Source organism: Pseudomonas sp. PDM09 (assembly GCF_014852305.1).
Classification (GTDB): domain Bacteria; phylum Pseudomonadota; class Gammaproteobacteria; order Pseudomonadales; family Pseudomonadaceae; genus Aquipseudomonas.
Window position 1 is genome coordinate 25797 of sequence record NZ_JACVBI010000008.1, and the last position, 24844, is coordinate 50640.

31 protein-coding genes are annotated in these 24844 nt (G+C 56.5%); 21 read left to right on the plus strand and 10 right to left on the minus strand.

Features of this window, described 5'->3' with window-relative positions; all coding sequences use genetic code 11:
• Positions 1–12 precede the first annotated feature (12 nt).
• The 19 genes from rplN to bfr all read left to right on the plus strand — a co-directional run bounded on the left by rplN (position 13) and on the right by bfr (position 10998).
• On the plus strand, positions 13–381 hold the full coding sequence (gene rplN, locus IB250_RS19375; protein ID WP_002555479.1) for a 50S ribosomal protein L14: 369 nt from the start codon (positions 13–15) through the stop codon (positions 379–381).
• An 11-nt stretch (positions 382–392) separates the two neighbouring features.
• The gene (gene rplX, locus IB250_RS19380; RefSeq protein WP_007896770.1) at positions 393–707 is read left to right on the plus strand and encodes a 50S ribosomal protein L24; all 315 of its coding nucleotides are present in this window, start codon (positions 393–395) and stop codon (positions 705–707) included.
• Positions 708–727: 20 nt separating this feature from the next.
• Positions 728–1267 carry a 50S ribosomal protein L5 gene (gene rplE / locus IB250_RS19385; RefSeq protein ID WP_003176415.1) on the plus strand — a complete coding sequence of 180 codons (540 nt, stop codon included), beginning with the start codon at positions 728–730 and terminating at the stop codon, positions 1265–1267.
• Positions 1268–1280: 13 nt separating this feature from the next.
• On the plus strand, positions 1281–1586 hold the full coding sequence (gene rpsN / locus IB250_RS19390; RefSeq protein ID WP_003176414.1) for a 30S ribosomal protein S14: 306 nt from the start codon (positions 1281–1283) through the stop codon (positions 1584–1586).
• Between the two features lie 207 nt (positions 1587–1793).
• Positions 1794–2186: a 30S ribosomal protein S8 gene (gene rpsH, locus IB250_RS19395; protein ID WP_003186040.1), complete on the plus strand. Its 393-nt coding sequence runs from the start codon at positions 1794–1796 to the stop codon at positions 2184–2186.
• Positions 2187–2198: 12 nt separating this feature from the next.
• Positions 2199–2732: a 50S ribosomal protein L6 gene (gene rplF, locus IB250_RS19400; protein WP_003176412.1), complete on the plus strand. Its 534-nt coding sequence runs from the start codon at positions 2199–2201 to the stop codon at positions 2730–2732.
• Positions 2733–2742: 10 nt separating this feature from the next.
• Positions 2743–3093, plus strand: a complete 351-nt coding sequence (rplR, locus tag IB250_RS19405; protein ID WP_003186037.1) for a 50S ribosomal protein L18 — start codon at positions 2743–2745, stop codon at positions 3091–3093.
• Between the two features lie 3 nt (positions 3094–3096).
• Positions 3097–3597 carry a 30S ribosomal protein S5 gene (gene rpsE / locus IB250_RS19410; RefSeq protein WP_003186035.1) on the plus strand — a complete coding sequence of 167 codons (501 nt, stop codon included), beginning with the start codon at positions 3097–3099 and terminating at the stop codon, positions 3595–3597.
• Between the two features lie 2 nt (positions 3598–3599).
• Positions 3600–3776 carry a 50S ribosomal protein L30 gene (gene rpmD, locus IB250_RS19415; RefSeq protein ID WP_003186033.1) on the plus strand — a complete coding sequence of 59 codons (177 nt, stop codon included), beginning with the start codon at positions 3600–3602 and terminating at the stop codon, positions 3774–3776.
• Positions 3777–3779: 3 nt separating this feature from the next.
• Positions 3780–4217 (plus strand): 50S ribosomal protein L15, encoded by a 438-nt coding sequence (gene rplO, locus IB250_RS19420; RefSeq protein WP_007896782.1) that lies wholly within the window; start codon positions 3780–3782, stop codon positions 4215–4217.
• The gene (gene secY, locus IB250_RS19425; RefSeq protein WP_008073883.1) at positions 4218–5546 is read left to right on the plus strand and encodes a preprotein translocase subunit SecY; all 1329 of its coding nucleotides are present in this window, start codon (positions 4218–4220) and stop codon (positions 5544–5546) included.
• A gap of 27 nt (positions 5547–5573) precedes the next feature.
• Positions 5574–5690: a 50S ribosomal protein L36 gene (rpmJ, locus tag IB250_RS19430; RefSeq protein ID WP_002555468.1), complete on the plus strand. Its 117-nt coding sequence runs from the start codon at positions 5574–5576 to the stop codon at positions 5688–5690.
• 130 nt (positions 5691–5820) lie between these two features.
• Positions 5821–6177, plus strand: coding sequence for a 30S ribosomal protein S13 (gene rpsM / locus IB250_RS19435; protein ID WP_003186020.1), 357 nt, complete (start codon positions 5821–5823; stop codon positions 6175–6177).
• Positions 6178–6207: 30 nt separating this feature from the next.
• Positions 6208–6597 (plus strand): 30S ribosomal protein S11, encoded by a 390-nt coding sequence (rpsK, locus tag IB250_RS19440; protein ID WP_002555466.1) that lies wholly within the window; start codon positions 6208–6210, stop codon positions 6595–6597.
• Positions 6598–6615: 18 nt separating this feature from the next.
• Entirely contained in the window at positions 6616–7236 is a 621-nt protein-coding gene (rpsD, locus tag IB250_RS19445; protein WP_003176404.1) for a 30S ribosomal protein S4, read from the plus strand.
• 22 nt (positions 7237–7258) lie between these two features.
• Complete coding sequence (locus IB250_RS19450) at positions 7259–8260, plus strand: DNA-directed RNA polymerase subunit alpha (protein ID WP_003186012.1); 1002 nt, start codon at positions 7259–7261, stop codon at positions 8258–8260.
• A 42-nt stretch (positions 8261–8302) separates the two neighbouring features.
• Positions 8303–8689 (plus strand): 50S ribosomal protein L17, encoded by a 387-nt coding sequence (gene rplQ, locus IB250_RS19455; RefSeq protein ID WP_192345267.1) that lies wholly within the window; start codon positions 8303–8305, stop codon positions 8687–8689.
• A gap of 240 nt (positions 8690–8929) precedes the next feature.
• Positions 8930–10378 (plus strand): catalase, encoded by a 1449-nt coding sequence (locus tag IB250_RS19460; protein WP_192345268.1) that lies wholly within the window; start codon positions 8930–8932, stop codon positions 10376–10378.
• Between the two features lie 155 nt (positions 10379–10533).
• Complete coding sequence (gene bfr / locus IB250_RS19465) at positions 10534–10998, plus strand: bacterioferritin (protein WP_007896795.1); 465 nt, start codon at positions 10534–10536, stop codon at positions 10996–10998.
• 63 nt (positions 10999–11061) lie between these two features.
• Here the strand turns inward: bfr and uvrA are convergent, their stop codons facing one another.
• A complete protein-coding gene (uvrA, locus tag IB250_RS19470) occupies positions 11062–13896 on the minus strand; it encodes an excinuclease ABC subunit UvrA (protein ID WP_008008903.1) in 2835 nt (944 codons plus the stop codon).
• Positions 13897–14087: 191 nt separating this feature from the next.
• Between uvrA and IB250_RS19475 the strand changes: the two genes are divergently transcribed.
• The gene (locus IB250_RS19475) at positions 14088–15485 is read left to right on the plus strand and encodes an MFS transporter (protein ID WP_038981318.1); all 1398 of its coding nucleotides are present in this window, start codon (positions 14088–14090) and stop codon (positions 15483–15485) included.
• 9 nt (positions 15486–15494) lie between these two features.
• Complete coding sequence (locus tag IB250_RS19480) at positions 15495–16016, plus strand: single-stranded DNA-binding protein (RefSeq protein WP_007933689.1); 522 nt, start codon at positions 15495–15497, stop codon at positions 16014–16016.
• A 69-nt stretch (positions 16017–16085) separates the two neighbouring features.
• On the opposite strand, the gene IB250_RS19485 is transcribed toward IB250_RS19480, so the two are convergent.
• From IB250_RS19485 to IB250_RS19525, 9 genes are all read right to left on the minus strand, one after another.
• Positions 16086–18290: an OsmC domain/YcaO domain-containing protein gene (locus tag IB250_RS19485; protein WP_192345269.1), complete on the minus strand. Its 2205-nt coding sequence runs from the start codon at positions 18288–18290 to the stop codon at positions 16086–16088.
• A gap of 105 nt (positions 18291–18395) precedes the next feature.
• A complete protein-coding gene (locus tag IB250_RS19490) occupies positions 18396–19553 on the minus strand; it encodes a glutathionylspermidine synthase family protein (protein ID WP_192345270.1) in 1158 nt (385 codons plus the stop codon).
• Positions 19554–19565: 12 nt separating this feature from the next.
• On the minus strand, positions 19566–20291 hold the full coding sequence (locus IB250_RS19495; protein WP_007896804.1) for a DUF1190 domain-containing protein: 726 nt from the start codon (positions 20289–20291) through the stop codon (positions 19566–19568).
• A gap of 19 nt (positions 20292–20310) precedes the next feature.
• Positions 20311–20739, minus strand: a complete 429-nt coding sequence (locus IB250_RS19500) for a DUF350 domain-containing protein (protein ID WP_192345271.1) — start codon at positions 20737–20739, stop codon at positions 20311–20313.
• Positions 20740–20754: 15 nt separating this feature from the next.
• On the minus strand, positions 20755–21429 hold the full coding sequence (locus IB250_RS19505; protein ID WP_192345272.1) for a DUF2491 family protein: 675 nt from the start codon (positions 21427–21429) through the stop codon (positions 20755–20757).
• Positions 21416–22450, minus strand: coding sequence for an ion channel (locus IB250_RS19510; RefSeq protein ID WP_192345273.1), 1035 nt, complete (start codon positions 22448–22450; stop codon positions 21416–21418). Before IB250_RS19510 ends, IB250_RS19505 begins: the two co-directional genes overlap by 14 nt.
• Before the next feature lie 73 nt (positions 22451–22523).
• The gene (locus IB250_RS19515) at positions 22524–23087 is read right to left on the minus strand and encodes a rhomboid family intramembrane serine protease (RefSeq protein ID WP_192345274.1); all 564 of its coding nucleotides are present in this window, start codon (positions 23085–23087) and stop codon (positions 22524–22526) included.
• Between the two features lie 156 nt (positions 23088–23243).
• Positions 23244–23942: a PspA/IM30 family protein gene (locus IB250_RS19520; RefSeq protein ID WP_192345275.1), complete on the minus strand. Its 699-nt coding sequence runs from the start codon at positions 23940–23942 to the stop codon at positions 23244–23246.
• A gap of 24 nt (positions 23943–23966) precedes the next feature.
• Positions 23967–24656, minus strand: a complete 690-nt coding sequence (locus IB250_RS19525) for a YjfI family protein (protein ID WP_412548347.1) — start codon at positions 24654–24656, stop codon at positions 23967–23969.
• Positions 24657–24844 lie beyond the last annotated feature (188 nt).

The following is a 24844-nucleotide window of genomic DNA, read 5'->3' on the forward strand; positions in this document are numbered from 1 at the left end:
CGGAGAAATTATATGATTCAGACTCAATCCATGCTCGATGTGGCCGATAACAGCGGCGCTCGCCGTGTTATGTGCATCAAGGTGCTGGGTGGCTCCCATCGTCGTTACGCTGGTATCGGTGACATCATCAAAGTTACCGTGAAGGAAGCAATTCCTCGCGGTAAAGTGAAAAAAGGCCAAGTGATGACTGCTGTAGTAGTCCGCACTCGTCACGGCGTACGTCGTGCTGATGGCTCCATTATCCGCTTTGATGGCAACGCTGCTGTTCTTCTGAACAACAAGCAAGAGCCGATCGGCACCCGTATCTTTGGGCCAGTGACCCGTGAACTTCGTACTGAGAAGTTCATGAAGATCGTCTCGCTCGCCCCAGAAGTGCTGTAAGGAGATCCGACATGCAAAAGATTCGTCGTGACGACGAGATCATCGTGATCGCCGGCAAAGACAAAGGTAAGCGCGGTAAGGTGCTTAAGGTTCTCGCTGACGACCGTCTGGTCGTTGGTGGTCTGAACCTGGTTAAGCGTCATACCAAGCCAAACCCGATGTCGGGCGTACAAGGCGGTATCGTCGAGAAAGAAGCGCCACTGCACGCTTCCAACGTTGCCATTTTCAACGGCGAAACCAACAAGGCTGATCGCGTTGGTTTTAAAGTAGAAGACGGCAAGAAAATTCGTGTCTTCAAGTCGACCCAAAAAGCGGTTGATGCTTGAACACTGCTAGGTAGAAGACCATGGCACGACTAAAAGAGATTTACTGGAAGGAAATCGCACCGAAGCTTAAGGAAGAACTTAAGCTTTCGAACGTGATGGAAGTTCCACGCGTTACCAAAATCACCCTGAACATGGGTCTGGGCGAAGCAGTCGGTGACAAAAAAGTCATCGAGCACGCTGTTGCCGACCTGGAAAAGATCACCGGTCAGAAAGTCGTTGTGACTTACGCTCGGAAATCCATCGCTGGCTTTAAAGTCCGTGAAGGTTGGCCGATCGGCGTCAAAGTGACTCTGCGCCGTGAGCGTATGTATGAATTCCTGGATCGTCTGCTGTCGATCTCCCTGCCTCGGGTTCGCGACTTCCGCGGCCTGAATGCCAAGTCCTTCGATGGTCGTGGTAACTACAGCATGGGCGTTAAAGAGCAGATCATCTTCCCGGAAATCGACTACGACAAGATCGATGCTCTCCGCGGTCTGGACATTACCCTGACCACCACTGCCAAGAACGATGATGAAGGTCGCGCTCTGCTGCGCGCTTTCAAATTCCCGTTCCGCAACTGATTGGAGTAGGAAAATGGCCAAGATGAGCATGAAAAACCGCGAGCTGAAGCGTCAGCTCACGGTTGCCAAGTACGCCAAAAAGCGTGCAGCACTGAAAGCTATCATCGTTGATCTGAACGCAAGTCCAGAAGCGCGTTGGGAAGCTACAGTAGCTCTGCAGAAGCAGCCACGTGATGCAAGCGCTTCGCGCATGCGTAACCGCTGCCGCCTGACCGGTCGTCCACACGGCGTTTACCGCAAGTTCGGCCTCGGCCGTAACAAACTGCGTGAAGCTGCTATGCGTGGTGACGTACCTGGTCTGGTTAAAGCCAGCTGGTAAGTGTCAAAGTCTCGGTGTTCGGGATCGCAAGATCCTGACCATCGGTGACCTTGAACTTGAATCAAGCCCCTATTGGGGCTTGATTCATTTGTGGGGTGTGTCTAGAATACCCGGCTCGCCTGAGCCCGTGCTTTTTTCGCGCGGATGTACTCGGCGACACGTAGTAGCCGCAAGGCTAATTTTTTGTGTATTAGGAGCGTCTAGCCCATGAGTATGCAGGACCCGTTAGCGGACATGCTAACTCGAATCCGTAATGCCCAGATGGCTGAAAAGTCCGTCGTAAGCATGCCATCTTCTACTTTGAAGGTAGCTGTTGCCAAAGTCCTGAAGGACGAAGGTTACATTGCGGGTTATCAGATCAGCAGCGAAATCAAACCACTGCTGTCCATCGAGCTGAAGTACTTCGAAGGCCGTCCGGTCATCGAAGAAGTGAAGCGCGTTAGCCGTCCAGGCCTGCGTCAGTACAAGTCCGTCGATGATCTGCCAAAAGTTCGTGGCGGTCTCGGTGTGTCTATCGTCTCCACCAACAAAGGTGTGATGACGGATCGTGCTGCGCGCGCTGCCGGTGTCGGCGGCGAAGTTCTTTGCACTGTGTTCTAAGGGGGGATAAGCATGTCACGCGTCGCTAAGAACCCCGTTAAGCTGCCAGCCGGTGTCGAAGTCAAATTCGCAGGCCAACAGCTTTCGGTGAAGGGTGCCAAGGGTACTCTCGAACTGAACATCCATTCGTCCGTTGAGATTGTTGAAGAAGCTGGTGAGCTGCGTTTTGCTGCTCGCAATGGCGATCAACAGACTCGCGCAATGGCTGGTACCACTCGTGCGTTGGTTAACAACATGGTCCAAGGCGTAAGCCAAGGCTTCGAGCGCAAGCTCCAGCTGGTCGGTGTTGGTTATAAAGCGCAAGCAAAAGGCACAGTGCTGAACCTGGCTCTTGGCTTCTCGCACCCAGTGGATTATGAACTGCCGGAAGGCATCACCGCTGAGACTCCTAGCCAGACCGATATCCTGATCAAGGGCATCGATAAGCAGCTGGTAGGTCAAGTGGCCGCCGAGATCCGCGACTTCCGTCCACCAGAGCCGTACAAAGGCAAAGGTGTGCGCTACGCGGACGAAGTCGTCCGTCGTAAAGAAGCCAAGAAGAAGTAGGGCATAGCAAATGACCGACAAAAAAGTTACTCGACTGCGTCGCGCTCGCAAAGCACGCCTGAAAATGCACGAACTCGAAGTCGTGCGTCTCTGCGTGTTCCGCTCGTCGCAGCACATCTACGCCCAGGTCATTTCGGCCGACGGCAACAAAGTCCTGGCAAGTGCCTCGACTTTGGATAAAGAACTGCGTGATGGCGCCACTGGCAACATCGACGCGGCCACTAAGGTTGGCCAGCTGGTCGCTACGCGTGCTAAAGCCGCTGGCGTCTCGCAGGTGGCTTTCGACCGCTCTGGCTTCAAGTACCACGGCCGCGTCAAGGCGCTGGCTGATGCTGCTCGTGAAGCTGGGCTGGAGTTCTAAGTTATGTCAAATAACGACCAAAAGCGCGACGAAGGCTACATCGAGAAGCTGGTTCAAGTTAACCGCGTAGCCAAAACCGTTAAAGGCGGCCGTATCTTCACTTTCACCGCGTTGACCGTGGTTGGTGACGGTAAAGGGCGTGTTGGCTTCGGCCGTGGCAAGTCGCGTGAAGTGCCTGCTGCGATCCAGAAGGCAATGGAAGCTGCTCGCCGCAACATGATCCAAGTTGATCTGAACGGCACCACTCTGCAGTACGCAATGAAGTCCGCCCATGGCGCTTCGAAGGTGTACATGCAGCCTGCTTCTGAAGGTACCGGTATCATCGCTGGCGGCGCTATGCGTGCTGTCCTCGAAGTTGCTGGCGTTCAGAACGTTCTGGCCAAGTGCTACGGCTCGACTAACCCGGTAAACGTGGTTCACGCCACTTTCAAAGGTTTGAAAGCTATGCAGTCTCCTGAATCCATTGCCGCCAAGCGTGGCAAAAGCGTCAAGGAGATCTTCTGATCATGGCTACCGTTAAAGTTACGCTGATCAAAAGCATGACCGGCCGCATCCCTAACCACAAACTGTGCGTTAAGGGTCTGGGTCTGCGTCGCATCGGTCACACTGTAGAAGTACTTGATACTCCCGAGAATCGCGGGATGATCAACAAGGCTTACTACATGCTGCGTGTCGAGGGTTAATCGATGAAACTCAATGATCTGAGTCCAGCGCCGGGTTCCCGTCGCGAAAAGCATCGTCCGGGCCGTGGTATCGGTAGTGGTTTGGGCAAGACCGGTGGCCGTGGCCACAAAGGTCAGTCCTCCCGCTCCGGTGGCACCATTGCTCCAGGCTTTGAAGGCGGTCAACAGCCGCTGCATCGTCGCCTGCCGAAGTTCGGTTTCGTTTCCCTGAAAGCCATGGACCGCGCAGAAGTGCGTTTGTCCGAGCTGGCTAAAGTGGAAGGCGATATCGTCACCGTGCAGTCCCTGAAAGATGCCAACGTGATCAACGTCAACGTTCAGCGTGTGAAAATCATGCTGTCCGGCGAAGTTACTCGCGCTGTCACCATCGGAAAGGGAATCGGCGCCACCAAAGGTGCGCGTGCGGCTATCGAAGCAGCTGGCGGCAAGTTCGAGGAATAAATGGCTAAGCAAGGTGCTCTCTCTGCGCTCGGCAAAGGCGGTATGTCTGAACTCTGGGCTCGTCTGCGTTTTCTATTCTTGGCGATTATCGTCTACCGAATAGGCGCACACATCCCGGTTCCAGGTATCAACCCGGACCGACTCGCGGACCTGTTTCGACAGAATGAGGGGACCATTCTTAGCTTGTTCAACATGTTTTCCGGCGGCGCGCTGGAGCGGATGAGCATCTTTGCACTGGGGATCATGCCGTACATTTCGGCATCGATCATCATGCAGCTGATGACCGCAGTCAGCCCGCAGCTGGAGCAGTTGAAGAAGGAAGGTGAAGCTGGGCGTCGCAAGATCGCCCAGTACACCCGCTACGGCACTGTCGTTCTCGCTCTCGTTCAGGCAATTGGCATGTCCATTGGCCTGGCGGGGCAGGGCGTTTCGTTCACTGGTGACTTTGGCTTCCATTTCGTCGCGGTATCCACGTTTGTGGCTGGTGCGATGTTCATGATGTGGCTGGGTGAGCAGATTACTGAGCGTGGTGTTGGCAACGGTATCTCGATGTTGATTTTCGCAGGTATCGTCGCCGGTCTTCCGAGAGCGATCGGGCAGTCTTTCGAGTCTGCGCGTCAGGGTGATATCAACATTTTTGCCCTGGTTGCCATCGGTTTGCTGGCAGTAGCGATTATCGGTTTCGTGGTGTTCATTGAGCGTGGTCAGCGTCGTATTGCTGTTCATTACGCCAAGCGCCAGCAAGGCCGCAAGGTCTTTGCTGCGCAGACTAGCCACTTGCCGTTGAAGGTGAACATGGCCGGTGTTATTCCGGCCATTTTCGCGAGCAGCATTTTGCTGTTCCCGGCTTCGTTGGGTACCTGGTTTGGTCAGTCTGAAGGTATGGGCTGGCTGCAGGACATCTCGCAGTCGATCGCTCCTGGTCAGCCGTTGAATATTCTGCTGTTTAGTGCAGGGATTATTTTCTTCTGCTTCTTCTATACGGCGTTGATGTTCAATCCGAAAGACGTAGCGGAAAACCTGAAGAAGTCCGGTGCCTTTATTCCGGGCATCCGTCCAGGTGAGCAGTCTGCGCGCTACATTGATGGCGTTCTGACTCGTTTGACCCTGTTCGGTGCTCTATATATGACGGCCGTGTGTCTGTTGCCCCAGTTCCTGGTGGTTGCGGCAAACGTTCCGTTCTACCTTGGCGGGACCTCGTTGCTGATCGTCGTCGTGGTTGTGATGGACTTCATGTCCCAAGTACAATCGCACCTCGTTTCGCACCAGTACGAATCCCTGATGAAGAAAGCCAACCTGAAGGGTTACGGCAGCGGCATGTTGCGCTGAGTACCCATAAGGTTCGAGGAGTTGGTGATGAAAGTTCGTGCATCGGTGAAAAAGCTGTGCCGTAACTGCAAGATTATTCGCCGCGAAGGTGTTGTTCGAGTAATTTGCAGCGCGGAACCGCGTCACAAACAGCGCCAAGGCTGAGTGTGATTGTGCTTCAAGCCCGGCAGCTAGTGCGCTGCCGGGTTGATTATTTGTTATTACAGCGATATTATCTCGCGCCCTATTTCTTGGCTTCCGGGGCGTAGGTAGCTGTCAATTGGAGTCCCACTGAATGGCCCGTATTGCAGGCGTTAACATTCCAGATAACAAGCATACTGTTATCTCGCTGACCTACATCTATGGTGTTGGTCGCACTACTGCACAGAAAATTTGTGCAGTGACTGGGGTAAACCCAGCCGCAAAGATCAAAGATCTGAGCGACGAGCAGATTGAACAGCTGCGTGGCGAAGTGGCGAAGTTCACCACTGAAGGTGACCTGCGTCGCGAAATCAACATGAAAATCAAGCGTTTGATGGACCTCGGTTGCTATCGCGGTCTGCGTCATCGTCGTGGTCTTCCAGTGCGCGGTCAGCGTACGAAGACTAACGCGCGTACCCGTAAAGGTCCGCGTAAGCCGATCCGCAAGTAATCGCCCCAGCGAATCGACAGGAAATTAATCATGGCTAAACCTGCTGCTCGTCCTCGTAAAAAAGTTAAAAAGACAGTGGTTGATGGCATCGCCCACATCCATGCTTCTTTTAACAACACAATCGTGACCATCACCGACCGTCAAGGCAACGCTCTTTCCTGGGCTACCTCCGGTGGTTCGGGTTTCCGCGGTTCCCGCAAGTCCACCCCGTTCGCTGCTCAAGTAGCTGCTGAACGTGCTGGTCAAGCTGCGCTGGAATACGGCCTGAAAAACCTCGACGTTAACGTCAAAGGTCCAGGCCCAGGTCGTGAATCCGCAGTCCGCGCTTTGAACGGCTGTGGCTACAAGATCGCCAGCATCACCGACGTGACGCCAATCCCGCACAACGGGTGCCGTCCGCCGAAGAAGCGCCGCGTGTAATCCAGGAGATTGTAAAGAATGGCTCGTTACATTGGTCCAAAATGCAAACTCGCTCGTCGCGAAGGCACCGATCTCTTTCTGAAGAGCGGCGTGCGCGCGATCGAATCGAAGTGCAACATCGAAGCAGCACCTGGTATCCACGGCCAACGCCGCGGTCGCCAGTCCGATTACGGCACCCAACTGCGTGAAAAGCAGAAGGTCCGTCGTATCTACGGCGTTCTCGAGCGTCAATTCAGCGGCTACTACAAAGAAGCTGCTGGCAAGAAAGGCGCAACTGGCGAAAACCTGTTGCAGCTGCTCGAATGCCGTCTGGACAACGTTGTATACCGTATGGGTTTTGGCTCTACTCGTGCCGAATCCCGTCAGCTGGTATCGCACAAGTCGATCAGCGTTAACGGTCAGACCGTAAACGTTCCGTCTTACCAGGTTCGTGCTGGTGACGTGGTCGCAGTTCGCGAGAAAGCAAAGAACCAACTTCGCATTGTCCAAGCTCTCGATCTGTGTGCCCAACGTGGCCGCGTAGAATGGGTAGAAGTAGACACTGAGAAGAAGTCGGGCGTTTTCAAGAACGTTCCTGCTCGCAGTGATCTGTCCGCCGACATCAACGAAAGCCTGATTGTCGAGCTCTACTCCAAGTAAGGGCTAGAAAATAGGTGCATCCATGCAGATTTCGGTAAATGAGTTCCTGACACCCCGCCATATTGATGTGCAGGTTGTCAGTCCAACCCGCGCCAAGATCACTCTCGAGCCTCTCGAGCGTGGTTTTGGCCACACCCTGGGCAACGCGCTGCGCCGCATCCTGTTGTCCTCAATGCCCGGCTGTGCAGTAGTCGAGGCCGAGATTGACGGTGTGCTCCATGAGTACAGCGCCATCGAAGGTGTACAGGAAGACGTAATTGAAATCCTGTTGAACCTTAAAGGTCTGGCTATCAAGCTGCACGGTCGAGACGAAGTTACGCTGACCTTGTCGAAGAAGGGTTCGGGGGTGGTTACCGCTGCCGATATTCAGCTGGATCATGATGTCGAGATCGTTAACCCCGATCACGTAATCGCTAACCTGGCGTCTAACGGCGCCCTGAACATGAAGCTCACCGTAGCTCGTGGTCGTGGTTATGAACCGGCAGACTCGCGTCAGAGCGATGAAGACGAAAGCCGCAGCATCGGTCGCTTGCAGCTTGACTCTTCGTTCAGCCCGGTTCGCCGTATCGCTTACGTGGTGGAAAACGCCCGTGTCGAACAGCGTACTAACCTGGACAAGCTGGTTATTGATCTGGAAACCAACGGTACCCTGGATCCTGAAGAGGCTATCCGCCGTGCTGCAACCATTCTGCAACAGCAGTTGGCTGCGTTCGTCGATCTCAAAGGTGACAGTGAGCCAGTGGTTGTCGAGCAGGAAGACGAGATCGATCCGATCCTGCTTCGCCCGGTTGACGATCTGGAACTGACTGTACGTTCGGCTAACTGCCTTAAGGCGGAAAACATCTACTACATCGGTGACCTGATTCAGCGTACCGAAGTAGAGCTGTTGAAGACTCCGAACCTTGGCAAGAAATCCTTGACTGAAATCAAGGACGTTCTGGCCTCCCGCGGTCTGTCCCTCGGCATGCGCCTCGACAACTGGCCGCCTGCAAGTCTTAAGAAGGACGACAAGGCGACTGCCTGATCGTCGTAATCACCGAACGTTGTGTTTGGTAAGGAATGAACCATGCGTCATCGTAAAAGTGGTCGTCACCTGAGCCGCACCAGCTCGCACCGCAAGGCCATGTTTCAAAACATGGCGGTGTCGCTGTTCGAGCACGAGCTGATCAAAACTACACTGCCAAAAGCCAAAGAACTGCGCCGCGTTGCTGAGCCGCTGATCACTTTGGCCAAGACAGACAGCCTGGCTAACCGCCGTCTGGCTTTCGACCGTACTCGTTCGAAAGCTATCGTTGGTAAGCTCTTCAACGAGCTGGGCAAGCGTTACGCTACCCGTGAGGGTGGCTACCTGCGCATCCTCAAGTGCGGCTTCCGCACTGGCGACAACGCGCCTATGGCGTACGTCGAGTTGGTTGATCGTCCTGTCGGCGGTGAAGCTGTATCCGCTGAGTAAGACGTCAGTCTGAAACAAAGAACCGGGCCTAGTGCCCGGTTTTTTGTGCGTGTCAGAAAACGCGCTGTTCGTACAAGCTTCCTTGCGGTTCATGCCTTCAGTATATGAGCGGGATTGTTGGTAGTATTTTTCTATTGATGTCTACAAATTAATGAATTTGTAGGTGCCATGATTGATGGTCAATACTCCCTCCCACGCCGATTAGCCGGCAGTTCCAAAACTGACAGAGGATGAGATCGCATGAGCCAAAACAAAACGCTTACGACCGCCAGTGGCGCTCCTGTCGCCGACAACCAGAATTCCCGCTCCGCCGGCCCTCGTGGCCCTTTGCTGCTCGACGATTTCCACCTGATCGAGAAGCTTGCGCATTTCAACCGTGAAAACATTCCTGAGCGTCGTGTACACGCCAAAGGTTCGGGTGCTTACGGTACGTTCACCGTGACTCGCGACATTACCGAGTACACCAGTGCCAAGCTGTTTGAGTCCGTCGGCAAACAAACCCCGACCTTCCTGCGATTCTCCACTGTGGGCGGCGAACGCGGTTCGGCTGACACTGAGCGTGACCCACGCGGTTTTGCCCTGAAGTTCTACACAGAAGAAGGCAACTGGGACATCGTCGGTAACAACACGCCGGTGTTCTTCATTCGCGATCCGCTGAAATTCCCCGACTTTATCCACACCCAAAAGCGCCTGCCGCAAAGCAACCTGAAAAGCGCGCAGGCGATGTGGGATTTCTGGTCGCATTCACCAGAGGCGTTGCACCAAGTCACTATCCTGTTCTCGGACCGCGGTATCCCTGACGGCTATCGCCACATGCATGGCTTCGGCAGCCACACCTACAGCCTGATCAACGCCAATGGCGAACGTCACTGGGTGAAGTGGCACTACAAAACCAGGCAAGGGATCAAGAACCTCGCTCCGGCAGAAGCAGCACGCCTGGCGGGTACTGATCCGGATTACGCGCAACGTGATCTGTTCGGCGCCATTGAGCGCGGTGATTTCCCGAAATGGAGTGTCAATATCCAGATCATGACCGAGGCTCAGGCTGCGGCTCACTACGAGAACCCGTTCGACGTGACCAAGACCTGGTCGCAGAAAGAGTTCCCATTGATCGAGGTGGGTGAGCTTGAACTCAACCGCAATCCGCTGAACTACTTCGCTGAAGTCGAGCAGGCGGCGTTCGGTCCGAGCAATATGGTCCCGGGCGTCGGTCTGTCGCCTGATCGCATGCTGCAAGGTCGTGTGTTCGCTTACGCTGATGCTCACCGCTATCGTGTGGGGACCAATCACCAGCAACTGCCGGTGAATGCGCCTCGCAGCCCGGTCAACACTTACCAGCGCGACGGCTCCATGGCGTTTGGCGCCAATGGCGGCGCAGCCCCTAACTACGAACCGAACAGTTACGTAGAATCACCGAAACAGGCACCGCGCTACGCGGAACCTGCTTTGGCCTTGAGCGGCGCGGCTGATCGTTACGATCATCGCGAAGACACCGACTACTACAGCCACGCCGGTGCGCTGTTCCGCCTGATGAGCGATGAGCAGAAAACTCTGCTGATCAACAACATTGCCGGCGCAATGGCAGGGGTTTCCAGCGATGTGGTTGATCGCCAATTGCAGCATTTCTTCAAGGCCGACCCGGCGTATGGAGAAGCAATCGCAAAAGCGCTCAACGTACAGCTTAACTAAGTCTAAACGATAAGCAGAACCGCCCTCATTTGGGCGGTTTTTGCGTTATTTAAGCTGCTTTTCTAAGAATATCTTCGCTTTTATAGCGTCGGGCGAGTGACCTTCCAGTCAGGTTGGTTCAAACTACAGACTTTCAAGCAGGGAGATGTAGGGCGATGCAAGGTCACCCAGACGTAATCGATTACCTCAACACGTTGCTGACAGGCGAACTGGCAGCCCGTGATCAATATTTCGTCCATTCGCGGATGTATGAGGACTGGGGTTTCACCAAGCTCTACGAACGTATCAACCACGAGATGGAAGAAGAAGCCGGGCACGCTGATGCCCTGATGCGTCGTATTCTGATGCTCGAAGGCACGCCTCGCATGCGTCCGGACGACCTTGATGTTGGCACCACTGTGCCGGACATGCTCGCCGCTGACCTGCGCCTGGAATACAAAGTCCGCGCCGCGCTCTGCAAGGGCATTGAACTCTGCGAGCAGCACAAGGACTATGTCAGCCGCGAGATGCTGCGGGTTCAGTTGCATGACACCGAAGAAGACCACACCTACTGGCTTGAAAAGCAGATGGGTCTGATCAAGTTGATCGGTCTCGAGAACTACCTGCAATCCCACGCCTGATTGCACCGATACAAAAAGCCCCTGTCACTGAGCAAGTGACAGGGGCTTTTTTTGGAGCCGGATTCAGGCCCGATCACGCTCCAGCAGTGGCTTGAGATAGAAGCCGGTATGCGACTGCTTCATCTCGGACACTTCTTCAGGCGTACCGACGGCAATGATCTGCCCACCCTTGGAACCACCTTCCGGTCCCAGGTCCACCAACCAGTCGGCGGTCTTGATCACGTCCAGGTTGTGCTCGATCACCACCACGGTATTACCGTGGTCGCGCAGACGATGCAGTACGTCGAGCAGTTGCTGGATATCCGCAAAGTGCAGGCCGGTAGTCGGTTCATCGAGGATGTACAGGGTCTTGCCGGTATCACGCTTGGACAGCTCACGAGACAGTTTCACCCGCTGGGCTTCACCGCCGGACAGCGTCGTCGCCGATTGCCCCAGCTTGATGTAGGAAAGGCCTACGTCCATCAGCGTCTGAAGCTTGCGCGCCAAAGCTGGAACGGCGTCGAAGAATACTCGGGCTTCCTCGATAGTCATCTCGAGGGTTTCGTGGATGCTCTTACCCTTGTACTTGATCTCCAGCGTCTCGCGGTTGTAACGCTTGCTCTTGCAGACGTCGCACGGGACATAGATGTCCGGCAGGAAGTGCATTTCCACCTTGATCAGGCCATCGCCCTGACAGGCTTCGCAACGACCACCCTTCACGTTGAAGGAGAACCGCCCCGGCCCATAACCGCGGGAGCGGGATTCCGGCACACCGGCGAACAACTCGCGAATCGGCGTGAACAGCCCGGTATAGGTCGCGGGGTTGGAGCGCGGTGTGCGACCGATCGGGCTCTGGTCGATGTCCACAACCTTGTCCAGATGTTCCAGGCCTTTAATGCTGTCGTGAGCAGCCGCTTCCAGCGTCGTTGCCCCATTGAGTGCGGTAGCGCTCAAAGGAAACAGTGTGTTGTTGATCAGCGTCGACTTGCCTGAACCGGAAACACCCGTCACGCAGGTCAACAGGCCGATCGGAATCTCCAGATCGACATTGCGCAAATTGTTTCCGCGAGCGCCCTTGAGGGCTAGCGACAACTTCTTGTTACGCGGCGTGCGTTTGGCTGGCACGGCGATCTTCACTCGCCCCGACAAGTACTTGCCGGTCAGCGAATCAGGGTGAGCCATGACCTCGGCCGGCGTACCTTCGGCAACGATATGCCCACCGTGTACACCCGCGCCCGGGCCGATATCCACCACATAGTCGGCCAGACGAATCGCGTCTTCGTCGTGCTCGACCACGATCACCGTGTTACCGATGTCCCGCAGGTGCTTGAGGGTGCCCAGCAACCGGTCGTTGTCCCGTTGATGCAGACCGATCGATGGCTCATCGAGAATGTACAGAACCCCCACCAAACCGGCGCCAATCTGACTGGCCAGACGGATCCGCTGGGCTTCGCCGCCGGACAGCGTGTCGGCACTACGATCCAGTGACAGATAGTCCAGGCCAACGTTGACCAGGAACTGCAAACGCTCGCGGATTTCCTTGAGAATCTTGTCGGCGATCTCGCCACGGCGACCGGTCAGTTTCAGTACGCCGAAATATTCGCAGGCGTCGCCGATCGGCAGATTGGTTACCGCCGGCAAGGTCTTCTCGCCAACCCACACGTGCCGCGCCTCGCGACGCAGACGAGTGCCGCGGCAATCCGGGCAGGGCTGGGTGCTGAGGAACTTGGCCAGTTCTTCACGGACCGAAGCCGATTCGGTTTCGCGGTAGCGGCGTTCCAGGTTTGGCACGATGCCTTCGAACGGGTGCGAACGTTTGACGATGTCGCCACGGTCGTTCAGGTATTTGAAGTCGACGTTCTGCGAGCCACTGCCATGCAGGATGAACTTCTGCTGATCGGCCGGCAGGTCGTTGAACGGCACTTCAAGGCTGAACTTGTAGTGCGAGGCCAGCGAGCCGAGCATCTGGAAGTAATAGACGTTGCGCCGGTCCCAGCCGCGGATCGCACCTTCGGCCAGGGTCAGTTCACCGTTCACCAGTCGTTTGGTGTCGAAGAACTGTTTAACCCCCAGACCATCGCAGGTCGGGCAGGCGCCGGCCGGGTTGTTGAAGGAAAACAGCTTGGGTTCCAGCTCGCTGATGGCGTGGCCGCAGATCGGGCAGGCAAAGCGCGCGGAGAAGATGATTTCTTCGCCGGGTTCGTCATCCATTGGCGCCACAAGAGCGATACCGTCCGCCAGTTTCAGCGCGGTCTCGAACGATTCGGCCAGGCGTTGTTGCAAATCGGCCCGGACCTTGAAGCGATCGACCACAACATCGATCGAGTGCTTCTTCTGTTTATCCAGCTTCGGCAACTCGTCCAGCTCACAAAGCCTGCCGTTGACCCGGGCCCGCACAAAACCCTGGGCGCGCAGTTCTTCGAAGACCGAAAGATGTTCGCCTTTGCGCTCGCGGATCACCGGGGCCAGCAGCATCAGTTTGCTGCCCTCCGGTTGTGCCAGCACCAGGTCGACCATCTGGCTGACGGTCTGGGCTTCCAGCGGAATGTCGTGATCCGGGCAGCGCGGAATACCAACGCGAGCATAGAGCAGGCGCAGGTAGTCGTAGATTTCGGTAATGGTGCCAACCGTCGAGCGCGGGTTGTGCGAGGTCGACTTCTGTTCGATGGAGATCGCTGGCGACAGACCTTCAATGGTATCGACGTCAGGTTTTTCCATCATCGACAGGAATTGCCGGGCGTAGGCCGACAGCGATTCGACGTAACGGCGTTGGCCTTCGGCGTACAGCGTGTCGAAGGCCAACGACGACTTGCCGGATCCGGACAGGCCGGTGATGACGATCAGTTTGTCCCGTGGCAGGGTCAGGTCGATGTTCTTCAGGTTGTGGGTTCGGGCCCCACGAATCAGGATCTTGTCCAAAGTGGCCTCGCTCGGCGGGCGTCGAAAACGTAGGAGTATACGGCCAAATACTGGATGGATGCACACTATCAAATGCGGGGTGCGCAGCCTTGCATGAAGACTGCGTCATCTGTGCGCGTCATAGCGTCGCGATATACCCCGTCAATCGATGGGACTGGTAGAATCGCCGCCGGTTCACATGAGGTTTTTCCATGCACGATCCCCACAGCGAACGCATGAGTGGCAGTGAGACCCGCGCAGCAAGCGGTCTGGCCCTGGTGTTCGCCTTCCGTATGCTTGGCATGTTCATGGTGTTGCCGGTTCTGGCGACCTATGGGATGGACCTGGCGGGAGCGACCCCGGCCCTCATCGGGTTGGCGATTGGCGCTTACGGCCTGACCCAGGCGATCTTTCAGATTCCTTTTGGCTTCATTTCCGACCGCATCGGTCGACGTCCGGTGATTTATCTGGGGCTGATCATCTTCGCCCTGGGCAGCGTGCTGGCGGCCAATGCCGATTCGATCTGGGGCGTTATCGCCGGGCGTATCTTACAAGGTGCCGGGGCGATTTCTGCGGCGGTGATGGCGTTGCTGTCAGATCTGACCCGAGAACAGCATAGGACCAAAGCCATGGCCATGATCGGCATGACGATTGGTCTGTCGTTCGCTGTCGCCATGGTTGTAGGACCGTTGCTGACCCGTGTCTTCGGTCTGTCCGGGTTGTTCTTCGCCACCGGTGGCATGGCGCTGGTCGGCATCGTCATCGTGATGTTCATGGTGCCGCGTGCAACCGGGCCGTTGCAGCACCGTGAATCCGGTGTTGCGCGCCAGGCGCTGATACCGACACTCAAGCATCCGGACCTGCTGCGCCTGGACCTGGGTATTTTTGTGTTGCACGCGATGTTGATGTCGAGCTTCGTTGCATTGCCCCTGGCCCTGGTCGAAAAAGCCGGACTGCCCAAAGAGCAGCATTGGTGGGTGTACCTGACCGCGTTGCTGATTTCCTTCTTCGCCATGATCCCGTTCATTATCTACGGCGAGAAGCGACGCAAAATGAAACGAGTTTTGCTCGGTGCCGTCGTGACGCTGATGTTCACTGAGCTATTCTTCTGGCAGTTCGGCGACAGCTTGCGGGCTCTGGTGATTGGTACGGTGGTGTTCTTCACCGCGTTCAATCTGCTGGAAGCCTCCTTGCCATCGTTGATCAGCAAGGTTTCACCGGCAGGCGGCAAGGGCACAGCGATGGGGGTATATTCCACCAGTCAGTTCCTCGGTTCGGCACTGGGCGGGATCCTCGGCGGCTGGATGTTCCAGCACGGCGGTTTGTCGGTTGTATTCCTCGGATGCGCCGGCCTGGCTGCCCTCTGGCTGGCCTTTGCTGTTACCATGCGCGAACCACCTTACGTCACGAGCCTGCGCTTGCCGTTGTCGCCCGAGGCGATCCGCGAAGCGGGTCTGGTCGAGCGCCTGAAGGCCGTCGTAGGGGTAACAGATGCAGTGATCGTCGAAGATGAAGCGGCGATTTACATCAAATTGGACACAGAACTATTGGATCGCACCACCCTTGAGCGCCTGGTGAACAACCCGGCCGGGGCGGCGTGCGTAGCCTAGGAGAACGTTATGGCCCGTGGGGTTAACAAAGTCATACTGGTCGGCACTTGCGGCCAGGATCCCGAAGTTCGCTACTTGCCTAACGGTAACGCCGTGACCAACCTGAGTCTGGCGACCAGCGAACAGTGGACCGACAAGCAAACCGGTCAGAAGGTCGAGAAGACCGAATGGCACCGTGTTTCGATGTTCGGCAAGGTTGCCGAAATCGCCGGCGAATACCTGCGTAAAGGTTCGCAGGTGTACATCGAAGGCAAGCTGCAGACCCGCGAGTGGGAAAAAGACGGTATCAAGCGTTACACCACTGAAATCGTGGTCGACATGCAAGGCACCATGCAACTGCTGGGCGGCCGTCCACAGCAGGGCGACCAACAAGGTGGGGGCAATAACTACCAGCAGTCCGCCCCGGCTCCACGCCAACAGGCTCCGCGTCCGCAGCAGTCGGCACCGCAACAGTCGCGTCCGGCTCCACCGCAGGCCGCACCGCAGCCGGCTCCGGATTTCGACAGCTTTGATGACGATATCCCGTTCTAAAAAGCAGCTATCCAGTAAGTAATAAAAAAGCGAAGCCAGTGATCTGGCTTCGCTTTTTTGTGGGCGTTGTTAACTGAATACAGCAGTCACATTGGCCCGTGCCGAGTGCAGCTTCTTGTAGCTATCAATCAACCGCAGATGCCTGTCGAGCCCCTCCAGTTTCATGCTGGTCGGCGTCAAGCCATGGAAGCGCACGCTGCCGTCTACCGAGCCGATCGCTGCATCCGTCCGCTCGTTGCCAAACATCCGGCGGAAATTGGCCTCGTAGTCTTCCAGTTCCAGGTCTTCGTCCAGCTTCATCTCCAGCACCACATTGACGGCCTGGTAGAACAAGCCACGCTCAACCGTGTTGTCGTTGTACTGCAGGAACATCTCCACCGCCTCTTTCGCCTCTTCAAATTGCTGCAAGGCGAGATAAATCAGCAGTTTCAACTCCAGGATCGTCAGCTGACCCCAAGCCGTATTGTCGTCAAATTCGATGCCGATCAAGGAGGTGATATCGGTGTAGTCGTCCAGCTCACTTTCCACCAGACGCTCAACCAGCGCTTGCAGTTCTTCATCGTCCAGGCGATGCAGGTTCAGGATGTCGGTGCGGAAGAACAGCGCTTTGTTGGTGTTATCCCAGATCAGATCGTCTGCGGGATAGATTTCCGAATAGTTCGGCACCAGGATGCGGCATGCCTTCGCACCGATATGCTCGTAGACCGCCATGTACACTTCCTTGCCCATGCCTTCGAGAATGCCGAACAAGGTCGCGGCTTCCTCCGCGTTCGAGTTTTCACCCTGGCCGGAGAAGTCCCACTCCACGAATTCGTAATCCGACTTGGCACTGAAGAAGCGCCACGACACCACGCCGCTGGAGTCGATAAAGTGCTCGACGAAGTTATTCGGCTCGGTCACCGCATGCCCTTCAAACGTGGGCTGCGGCAAGTCGTTGAGGCCTTCGAAGCTGCGGCCCTGCAGCAATTCCGTCAGGCTGCGTTCCAGCGCCACTTCCAGGCTCGGATGCGCGCCGAACGAGGCGAACACACCGCCGGTACGCGGGTTCATCAAGGTGACGCACATCACCGGGAATTCACCGCCCAGGGATGCATCCTTCACCAGCACGGGGAATCCTTGCGCTTCCAGCGCCTGAATACCGGCCAGTATCCCGGGGTACTTCGCCAGTACATCGGCCGGCACATCCGGCAAGGCAAATTCACCTTCGATGATTTCGCGTTTTACTGCGCGCTCGAAGATCTCCGACAGGCACTGCACCTGGGCTTCGGCCAGCGTGTTACCGGCACTCATGCCGTTGCTCAGGAACAGGTTTTCAATCAGGTTGGATGGGAAATACACCACCTCGCCGTCCGACTGGCGCACGTACGGCAGCGAGCAGATGCCGCGCTCTTCATTGCCCGAGTTGGTATCGATCAGATGGGAGCCACGCAGCTCGCCGTCGCGGTTGTAAATCTTCAGGCAGTACTCGTCGAGAATTTCGGCCGGCAGCTCATCTTTTCGGCCAGGCTTGAACCAGCGTTCGTCCGGGTAGTGCACAAACGCTGCGTTAGCGATGTCTTCGCCCCAGAACTGGTCGTTGTAGAAGAAGTTGCAGTTGAGTCGCTCGATAAACTCGCCCAGCGCCGAGGCCAACGCGCCTTCTTTGGTCGCACCCTTGCCATTGGTAAAGCACAGCGGCGAGTGCGCATCGCGGATATGCAGCGACCACACATTGGGCACGATATTGCGCCACGAGGCGATTTCAATCTTCATGCCCAGGTCCGCCAGAATGGCCGACATATTGGCGATGGTTTGCTCCAGCGGCAGATCCTTGCCCGCGATGTAAGTGCTCGCCTCTGAACGGGACGCAGGCATCAGCAACGCTTGGGCATCGGCGTCGAGGTTTTCCACCTCTTCGATCACAAACTCAGGCCCGGCTTGCACCACTTTTTTCACGGTGCAACGGTCGATGGAACGCAGGATGCCCTGGCGATCCTTGTCGGAGATGTCCGCCGGCAACTCGACCTGGATCTTGAAAATCTGGTTGTAGCGGTTTTCCGGATCAACAATGTTGTTCTGCGACAGGCGGATGTTATCCGTGGGAATACTGCGAGTGTCGCAGTACAACTTCACGAAATAAGCCGCACACAAAGCCGATGAAGCCAGAAAGTAGTCGAACGGACCCGGTGCAGAGCCATCGCCCTTGTAGCGGATAGGTTGATCGGCCACCACCGTGAAGTCATCGAACTTGGCTTCAAGTCGAAGGTTGTCGAGAAAGTTGACCTTGATTTCCATGGGGGATTACCAGAATAACGGCTAAACGAATGGCCGCCATTATCCGGTATTTCAGCCGTAAGTCTTGCGGACATCGTACTTATGTCCACACCGGCGATGGATGGGTCAGTCGAGTATCAGGTGCGGCAAGAAACGGCTCGAATCCTTGGTGATCAAACTGTTGTCTTCCCGCACACCAATACCGGCTGCCTGATCGCCAATGACCCAGGAACCCACCAGCGTAAAGCTGTCGCCAAACTTCGGCAGCGGAGCGAACTCCTGAAGGATAAATGGCGCGTCGGTGTAGGGTCCGTCCTCTTTCACGATCAGACCGTCAGCGGTTTGCAGCTCAATGTTGGCGCCTTCCCGGGAGAAGAACGGCTTGCGCACCCAGCCTTTGGGCACCGCTTTGCCTGGGTCGGTATCCAGGTGTGCCGCGAGCAGGTTCGGGTGACCTTTGTTGAACTCCCACAGCAGTGGCAGGATGCCCTTGTTGGAGATGATGGATTTCCAGGGCGGTTCGAAAAACTGGGTGTCGCTCTGGGCAATCGCTGCGCCGAAGGGTTCGTGGAAGATGAACTCCCAGGCATGCAGCTTGAACAGGTGAGGAATCCAGCGATCTTCTAAATCGACGAAACGTCCTTCAGCGGTGAGGCCGATGTCTTCGATATCGATGTGTCGCGATTCGATGCCGACCTTTTCCGCGATCAGGCGCAAATAGTCGGTGGTGCCTTTGTCTTCGACCGAGTCTTTCATCGAGGCGAAATAGAAGGGCTGTTTGAGCTGCAGTTGGGCAAAGGCCTGATGCAGCTTGGTGTCGATGCTGTTGAACTGGTCGGCATGCTTGGGCAGCAAGCCGCGTTCGATGCATTGCTCCAGCCAGCCCCATTGAAACGCCGCGGCCTCATACAGGCTGGTCGGCGTGTCGTAGTTGAGTTCCAGCAGCTTGGCGGGCCCGCTGCCGTTGTAGGAGAAGTCCATGCGCCCATACAGGTGCGGGTGGCCTTCGAGCCATGAATTGCGAACCATGTCGAAGAATGGCGCGGGAATGCTCAGGCGCTCCAGCAACTCCTCGCTCTGAACCACGCGGGCCACCAGGTCCATGCACATCTCATGAATCTCGGTGGTCGGGTCTTCGAGATCGTTCTCGATCTGTTTGAGCGTGAATTGGTAATACGCGCTCTCGTCCCAATAGGGTTCGTCGTCGATGGTATGGAACAGAAAGCCAAGACTTTCGGCGGTCTGTTTCCAGTCATGACGCTCTGCGCAGAGGATCTTCTTCATGGTGCTCGTTCCTTAACTGCTCGATCGGCCAGCACTACTCGAACCGCCCCAGCCGCTGCGGGCGCTGGCTTTGCTGCCGAAGCCGCCACGGGAGGTGGATGAGGCAACGGACATCGGCTTGCTGCCGGAACGGATCGAGTCGGCGTAGCTGCTGCTGCCATACCTCGCCTGATTGGACTTGGTAAAGGTTGAGCCTTTGGAAATCCGCTGGTTGAGCGTCGAGGAGCCGTAGTTGCCGCGATCATCGCGGTAGCGGTAGACCGGCTCGGAGAAGTAGCTGTTGCGGTTGCTGCTCAGCATGTTGCCGATCAGCAGGCCGGTCAGCAGGCTGGTGCCGGAGAACCCGGAGCCTCCACTGTTCGCTTCCGATGCGGGTAATTGAGCTTTGGCTGCGTCCACTTGGGATTGTGTTACCTCGCCATCGGCAGTCAGTTCGAAACCACCCAGCTTGGGGATGAACTTGCCGGCGGAATCCTGTTGGCACCAGTCGGCGACAAAGTCGGCATCGCAATCGGCCTGGTTGTCGTAGACCGGCGCGATGCGGCGGTGCTCGGCCATGGCGCTCATGTAGGCGTCAGAGCAGACGTCCACCGGGAGCTTTTCATCGGCGCACTGCTGAACGGACTGGAAGTTGTATTTCTTCTGCACCGGGTAGGTTTTTTCCGCTTGCCCGCAGCCTGATATGGCCATGGCGACCGACGCGGCCAGCGAGAGCTGAACGTACTTGCTTCGTTTCATCGGGATCTCCGTGGCGCAATCAGTTCTGGGAAGGGGTCATGCAGGCGGCGTTCAACATGCCGACGCTGATGGCCACTGCTGCGACATAGATACCCGCAGCGATTTCGCCTTTCTTAATTCGTTCAGAGGCGCCTTTAAGCACCAGGCTGGTCACCAGAAAAGCCAGCAGTTGTACGAAAGCGGCGATCACTGCCCAGACGACGAAGTCCAGAATGCTGATCGAATAGGCAATCACATTGCTGGCCGGAATGGCGAAACCGATGATGGCGCCACCCAGTGCGATCGAGGCCGCAACGTTGCCAGAACGGATCAGTTCGAACTCTTTGTGCGGGGTGATTCGGGTGTAGATGAACTGGAACAGCGCGAACAATACGGCGGCACCGAGGATGTACAAAACAAACCCGAGCACGGCGGCTTTGTTCAGGGAGATGGAGAGCGCTTCAAGCATGGACTTCTTCCTTATTTAAAAAGTGTTCAGGTCAGTGGTGTACAGCGAAATGCCCAGCGAAGTGCTCAAGCTGATGGTGCCTTCGGCGTCTTCTTCGACGGAAAACAGCAGGAATTCCCGGCGATCGGTCAGGCCGGTTTCGCGGGCATACAGCATCGAACGGTGCTCGATGGTGTAGGACTCATCCGGGTTTTTCAGGTGTTCGCTCAGTGCGACCAGTTCTGTCTGGCCGCTTTCGGTGCCCCATTCTCGGGTGTATTCGACACCGTTGTGGTTGTAGGTCGGCAGTCCGATCAGGCTCTGAGGGCCGGCCAGTCGACGCAGCTCTGCTTCACTGTTGATGGTGACGTAACTGAGGTAATTGAACAGGATCACCGACTCGACCTGGCCGGCGATGTCGCCAGTGGTGTGCACTTGCAGCCAGAAGTCTTCGTCATTCATGTAATAGCGTGACAGCCAGGTCGACTGCCCGAGATCAACCGTGCCAGCGCTCCAGATCTGTTGGGAGCCAGGGATGACCACGGTGGTGTTACCGTCGAGCAACAACTTCAGGGTGGTGTCGAACATCACCTCTTTGCCCAATGCCAGGCCCAGCGGGCCGATGGCGGGCAGGGTTTCGTTGGCTGCCCATTTCGATTCAGTATTCGCTTTCGGGGCCTCAAGCCCCATCAACTGTTTAAACCATCCCATTGGTGATTTCCTTGAGGCGAGAGGAGGCGATGTAGAAGAGTTCGCCGCCCTCAACGCGAGTGGTGCCGGGCGGATTGATCCACGGCTGTCGGGCGTCTTTGGCGCGGTAGCCGATAAGGGTCGCGTTGTGCTGTTCTTTCAGCTGTGCATACAGATCGCCGAACGTGGCTTCAAAGGTCTCGGGCAGTTTCATCAGGTACTGCGTGGCGCCTTGACCCACGCACAGCAATTCATTGATGACCGCGGATGAGCCCGGATCCTGGGAGGCGCGTACCAACATCTCGATGGCCATGCTCGAGGTGCATTCCAGGCTGGGCGCGTAGGCGCTGGCAAGGGCGGCGATTTCGCTTTCATTGAAGTGGGCGACCACATGGCCGACAGGGCTCAGTTGATTGACTGCCAGCACGGTGGCCAGGGTCAGGTCGTCTGAATGGGTTCGCACCAGCACGCGTTCGGCACCGGGAACGCCGGCCCGCAGCAACAGCGCGGCAGAGGACAGGCTTTCGCCTTTGATAAAGTCCGCTTTGCCCGGCATGGGATTTTCTTCGAGGTCGCAATCGCAAATGACGATCAGGTTGTCATTGGAGGTTTCGTCCTGCAGCAATAATTCAATGACCCGCTCGCTGGACGCGCCTTCCCAGCCGATGAGTACGGTATGGCCGACCTTGCCGGTGAAATCGCCTTTGCCTTTCATGCCTTTTCTCCATACATCGATGACACTGCTGGTGGTTTTGCCGATGGCTGCCGTCAGCAGCGCAATGCCCCCGAGCATGACCCAGGTAGCCACGAAAATTCGTCCCGCGGCTGTCTGTGGCGCTAGATCGCCATAGCCGACGGTGAGCGTGGTGGTGAGATAGAAATAGGTAAACGTGGCGGGGGCGGTGAGGTGTTGTTCGCCCAGAAGCACCAGGCCGATATAGGCCGTGCTCATGTGTATACCCAGCGCAATGGTCAGGCCTGCCCAGCCGAACCGATGGAAGAAGGACGAGGCGTACGTGCGCAGCAAAAGGAGAATCGACATTACAAATCCCTGACTCCGTGGGGGGCTCGTTCCTGGCGAGTTATCGCTCTGGCATCTGAGTGCTCAAATGCGGTTACCCGGCGGCATTAAACCTGCTGCGCGGCGTAGATAACAGTACCTTGGCTGCAATAAATCCGGAGATCGCACCAAAGATATGCCCTTCGAAAGACATGCCCTGGCGAGGAAGGAAGCCAAAAATCAGGCCACCATAGAGCAGGACCACGACACTGGCTGTTATCAGGTTGCTCCAGCTCCTCTGGAACCAGGCGCGCGACAGGAGGTACGCCCACAGCCCGAATACCCATCCGCTGGCACCGATGTGAACGCCTGCAAAACCGAACAGCCAGACCAGCGAACCGCCCAGCAGAATAATGATAGTGCTGACGGCCATGAACCGGCTGAGCCCTTCGACAATGACCAAAGTACCGAGGATCAAAAAGGCAATCAGGTTGGCGCTCAGGTGCGCAAAGGACCCGTGCAAGAAAGGCGAGGTGATGATGCCGACCAGTCCCTGCCATGTTCTCGGGACCAGGCCGAAGGCAATAAGGCTGTAGCCGGTCGCCACATTGAGCAGTTGCAGCGCGACCATGAAGAGGGCCACGCCCGCGATTGTCTTGAAACCCTTCAGGGCATCCATCCGTGACCTCGATTCGGCAAAAAATATGGCAACGAATCCATGTGGGAGCGGGCTTGCTCGCGAAGGCGGTGTGTCAGGCAATATTGATGTCGCCTGATACTCCCTCTTCGCGAGCAAGCCCGCTCCCACAGGTTATGCGCCAGGCATCAGGGCCGGTTACTCAGCCGATTTTTTCTTCAGGCGTTCCAGAATCGCATTGGCGCTGCCTTCGTTCGGCGTGATGCCGGCGTCGCGCAGCTTGCGCTCCAGATCGGTGCCGGTCGACGCATCGGCCAGTTGGTCCTGGGCTTCCAGTTCCGCGGCGCGTTGCTGCTGCTTGGCTTGCAGGCGGTTCAGCGTACCGACGGCGGTTTCCAGCTTGCCGTTGGCGCCGCCACTGGCGATCGAAGCACTGACCTGGGCTTTCTGTACGCTTTCACGCGCCTTGGCCATGTCCACTTGCTGACGCAGGCTTTTGATGCGGCTTTCGGCCTTGGTGATGTCTTTACGCATGTTCTCAGCGTAACCGCCGAATTCGGTGGCCTGCTTTTGTTCAACGTCCAGTTCGTTGGTCAGGGTCGAAATGGCTTCGGCCACTTCCAGTGCCAGGTCTTCGCGGTTGGCCTGGATCGCGGCCAGGGCCTTGGATTCCAGATCCTTGATCTTGGCGTTGTACTCGCTGACGCGATCAGCCGACAGTTTGTGCTTGGCCATGATGGTGACCAGCTCACGCTTGGCATTGGCCAGCGCGCTGTCAGCATCGCGAATTTCCTGGTCGAGGATGCGCAGGGCCTGTTGGTCGACGATCGATTCGCCGACTTCGTTGGCACCGCCACGCAGCGCGGTGAACAATTTGCTCCAGATGGACTGAGTCATTGGATATTTCCTGTTCCCGAAAAATTAGATGAAGAAACGTTCAAAGGCTTCGCTGGCGCGCTGGACGTTGTCGACGAGGGTTTTGACCTCGGTCACGACGTTGGTCAGGCTGGAGTCGGAGCTGAGTGCGCCGAACATGTTGTAAACGATCTGCCCGTTGGGCATGGACTCAATACCGATCGAGGATAGCGGGAACATTTCCCGGCTGCGCAGAACAGCATCATTGAATGCCGGTACGTCGTTGATGGACTCGATATCGACCAGAACGGTATCGACGATGATCTGATCGCCAACCACCGCGATGTAAATCGGCAAGCCACCGAACTCGTTCATTTCCAGCTTGATGCTGGACTCGGAGCCTTGAATGAGGGAAAGGGTGATGTCGTTCGAAACCACTTCGTCGAGGGCCTGAAGGGCGCTGTAGAGGCGATCGATGTTCCAGTTATTACCTGCGCTCATGTAATTCTCCGACATGAATGAGCCAGCCAGAATCGGTTGGCGTAGCTGTTTCTCCATCTGCTTGAGCAGGCTTCGGTTTTCGGGAAGCACCCAAGTCTCGTGTTTCACATAACCGGCGGCACCCAGGCCCGCGCGCATCTGCTTCATATAGAAGCTGGATGGTTTTTTCGCGGACGGTTTTGAGCGCTCTCCCTTTTGGCTCGCTGAATCGGTAACAGACCCGGTAGGCGGATCTGATGGAGAGCTGCTTTTCATACTGGTGACTCCGTAGTGAAAATCTCACGCGTGAGAAACACTACAGGCAATTTTCGTGGCCCTCAATAGCTCACGCGTGAGATTTTTTCGACTGTTGTGTCTAGCGAGTAATCCTGTGGGAGCGGGCTTGCCCGCGATAGCGATGTAGCAGTCAACAAAGATGTTGGATGTGATGACCTCATCGCGGG

Bases quoted from the DNA above. Each gene is read 5' to 3' on its own strand.
- IB250_RS19495 (WP_007896804.1), bottom strand. From the start codon at position 20,291: ATGAAACGAAGCAAGTACGTTCAGCTCTCGCTGGCCGCGTCGGTCGCC.
- IB250_RS19510 (WP_192345273.1), bottom strand. From the start codon at position 22,450: ATGTCGATTCTCCTTTTGCTGCGCACGTACGCCTCGTCCTTCTTCCAT.
- rpsK (WP_002555466.1), top strand. From the start codon at position 6,208: ATGGCTAAACCTGCTGCTCGTCCTCGTAAAAAAGTTAAAAAGACAGTG.
- IB250_RS19475 (WP_038981318.1), top strand. From the start codon at position 14,088: ATGCACGATCCCCACAGCGAACGCATGAGTGGCAGTGAGACCCGCGCA.
- IB250_RS19490 (WP_192345270.1), bottom strand. From the start codon at position 19,553: ATGAAGAAGATCCTCTGCGCAGAGCGTCATGACTGGAAACAGACCGCC.
- IB250_RS19480 (WP_007933689.1), top strand. From the start codon at position 15,495: ATGGCCCGTGGGGTTAACAAAGTCATACTGGTCGGCACTTGCGGCCAG.
- IB250_RS19450 (WP_003186012.1), top strand. From the start codon at position 7,259: ATGCAGATTTCGGTAAATGAGTTCCTGACACCCCGCCATATTGATGTG.
- rpmJ (WP_002555468.1), top strand. From the start codon at position 5,574: ATGAAAGTTCGTGCATCGGTGAAAAAGCTGTGCCGTAACTGCAAGATT.
- IB250_RS19500 (WP_192345271.1), bottom strand. From the start codon at position 20,739: ATGCTTGAAGCGCTCTCCATCTCCCTGAACAAAGCCGCCGTGCTCGGG.
- rplR (WP_003186037.1), top strand. From the start codon at position 2,743: ATGACCGACAAAAAAGTTACTCGACTGCGTCGCGCTCGCAAAGCACGC.
- rplN (WP_002555479.1), top strand. From the start codon at position 13: ATGATTCAGACTCAATCCATGCTCGATGTGGCCGATAACAGCGGCGCT.
- rplO (WP_007896782.1), top strand. From the start codon at position 3,780: ATGAAACTCAATGATCTGAGTCCAGCGCCGGGTTCCCGTCGCGAAAAG.
- rplX (WP_007896770.1), top strand. From the start codon at position 393: ATGCAAAAGATTCGTCGTGACGACGAGATCATCGTGATCGCCGGCAAA.
- IB250_RS19520 (WP_192345275.1), bottom strand. From the start codon at position 23,942: ATGACTCAGTCCATCTGGAGCAAATTGTTCACCGCGCTGCGTGGCGGT.
- rpmD (WP_003186033.1), top strand. From the start codon at position 3,600: ATGGCTACCGTTAAAGTTACGCTGATCAAAAGCATGACCGGCCGCATC.
- IB250_RS19525 (WP_412548347.1), bottom strand. From the start codon at position 24,656: ATGAAAAGCAGCTCTCCATCAGATCCGCCTACCGGGTCTGTTACCGAT.
- rpsN (WP_003176414.1), top strand. From the start codon at position 1,281: ATGGCCAAGATGAGCATGAAAAACCGCGAGCTGAAGCGTCAGCTCACG.
- IB250_RS19515 (WP_192345274.1), bottom strand. From the start codon at position 23,087: ATGGATGCCCTGAAGGGTTTCAAGACAATCGCGGGCGTGGCCCTCTTC.
- rplE (WP_003176415.1), top strand. From the start codon at position 728: ATGGCACGACTAAAAGAGATTTACTGGAAGGAAATCGCACCGAAGCTT.
- rpsD (WP_003176404.1), top strand. From the start codon at position 6,616: ATGGCTCGTTACATTGGTCCAAAATGCAAACTCGCTCGTCGCGAAGGC.
- rpsM (WP_003186020.1), top strand. From the start codon at position 5,821: ATGGCCCGTATTGCAGGCGTTAACATTCCAGATAACAAGCATACTGTT.
- rpsE (WP_003186035.1), top strand. From the start codon at position 3,097: ATGTCAAATAACGACCAAAAGCGCGACGAAGGCTACATCGAGAAGCTG.
- bfr (WP_007896795.1), top strand. From the start codon at position 10,534: ATGCAAGGTCACCCAGACGTAATCGATTACCTCAACACGTTGCTGACA.
- rplQ (WP_192345267.1), top strand. From the start codon at position 8,303: ATGCGTCATCGTAAAAGTGGTCGTCACCTGAGCCGCACCAGCTCGCAC.
- rplF (WP_003176412.1), top strand. From the start codon at position 2,199: ATGTCACGCGTCGCTAAGAACCCCGTTAAGCTGCCAGCCGGTGTCGAA.
- IB250_RS19460 (WP_192345268.1), top strand. From the start codon at position 8,930: ATGAGCCAAAACAAAACGCTTACGACCGCCAGTGGCGCTCCTGTCGCC.
- secY (WP_008073883.1), top strand. From the start codon at position 4,218: ATGGCTAAGCAAGGTGCTCTCTCTGCGCTCGGCAAAGGCGGTATGTCT.
- rpsH (WP_003186040.1), top strand. From the start codon at position 1,794: ATGAGTATGCAGGACCCGTTAGCGGACATGCTAACTCGAATCCGTAAT.
- IB250_RS19485 (WP_192345269.1), bottom strand. From the start codon at position 18,290: ATGGAAATCAAGGTCAACTTTCTCGACAACCTTCGACTTGAAGCCAAG.
- IB250_RS19505 (WP_192345272.1), bottom strand. From the start codon at position 21,429: ATGGGATGGTTTAAACAGTTGATGGGGCTTGAGGCCCCGAAAGCGAAT.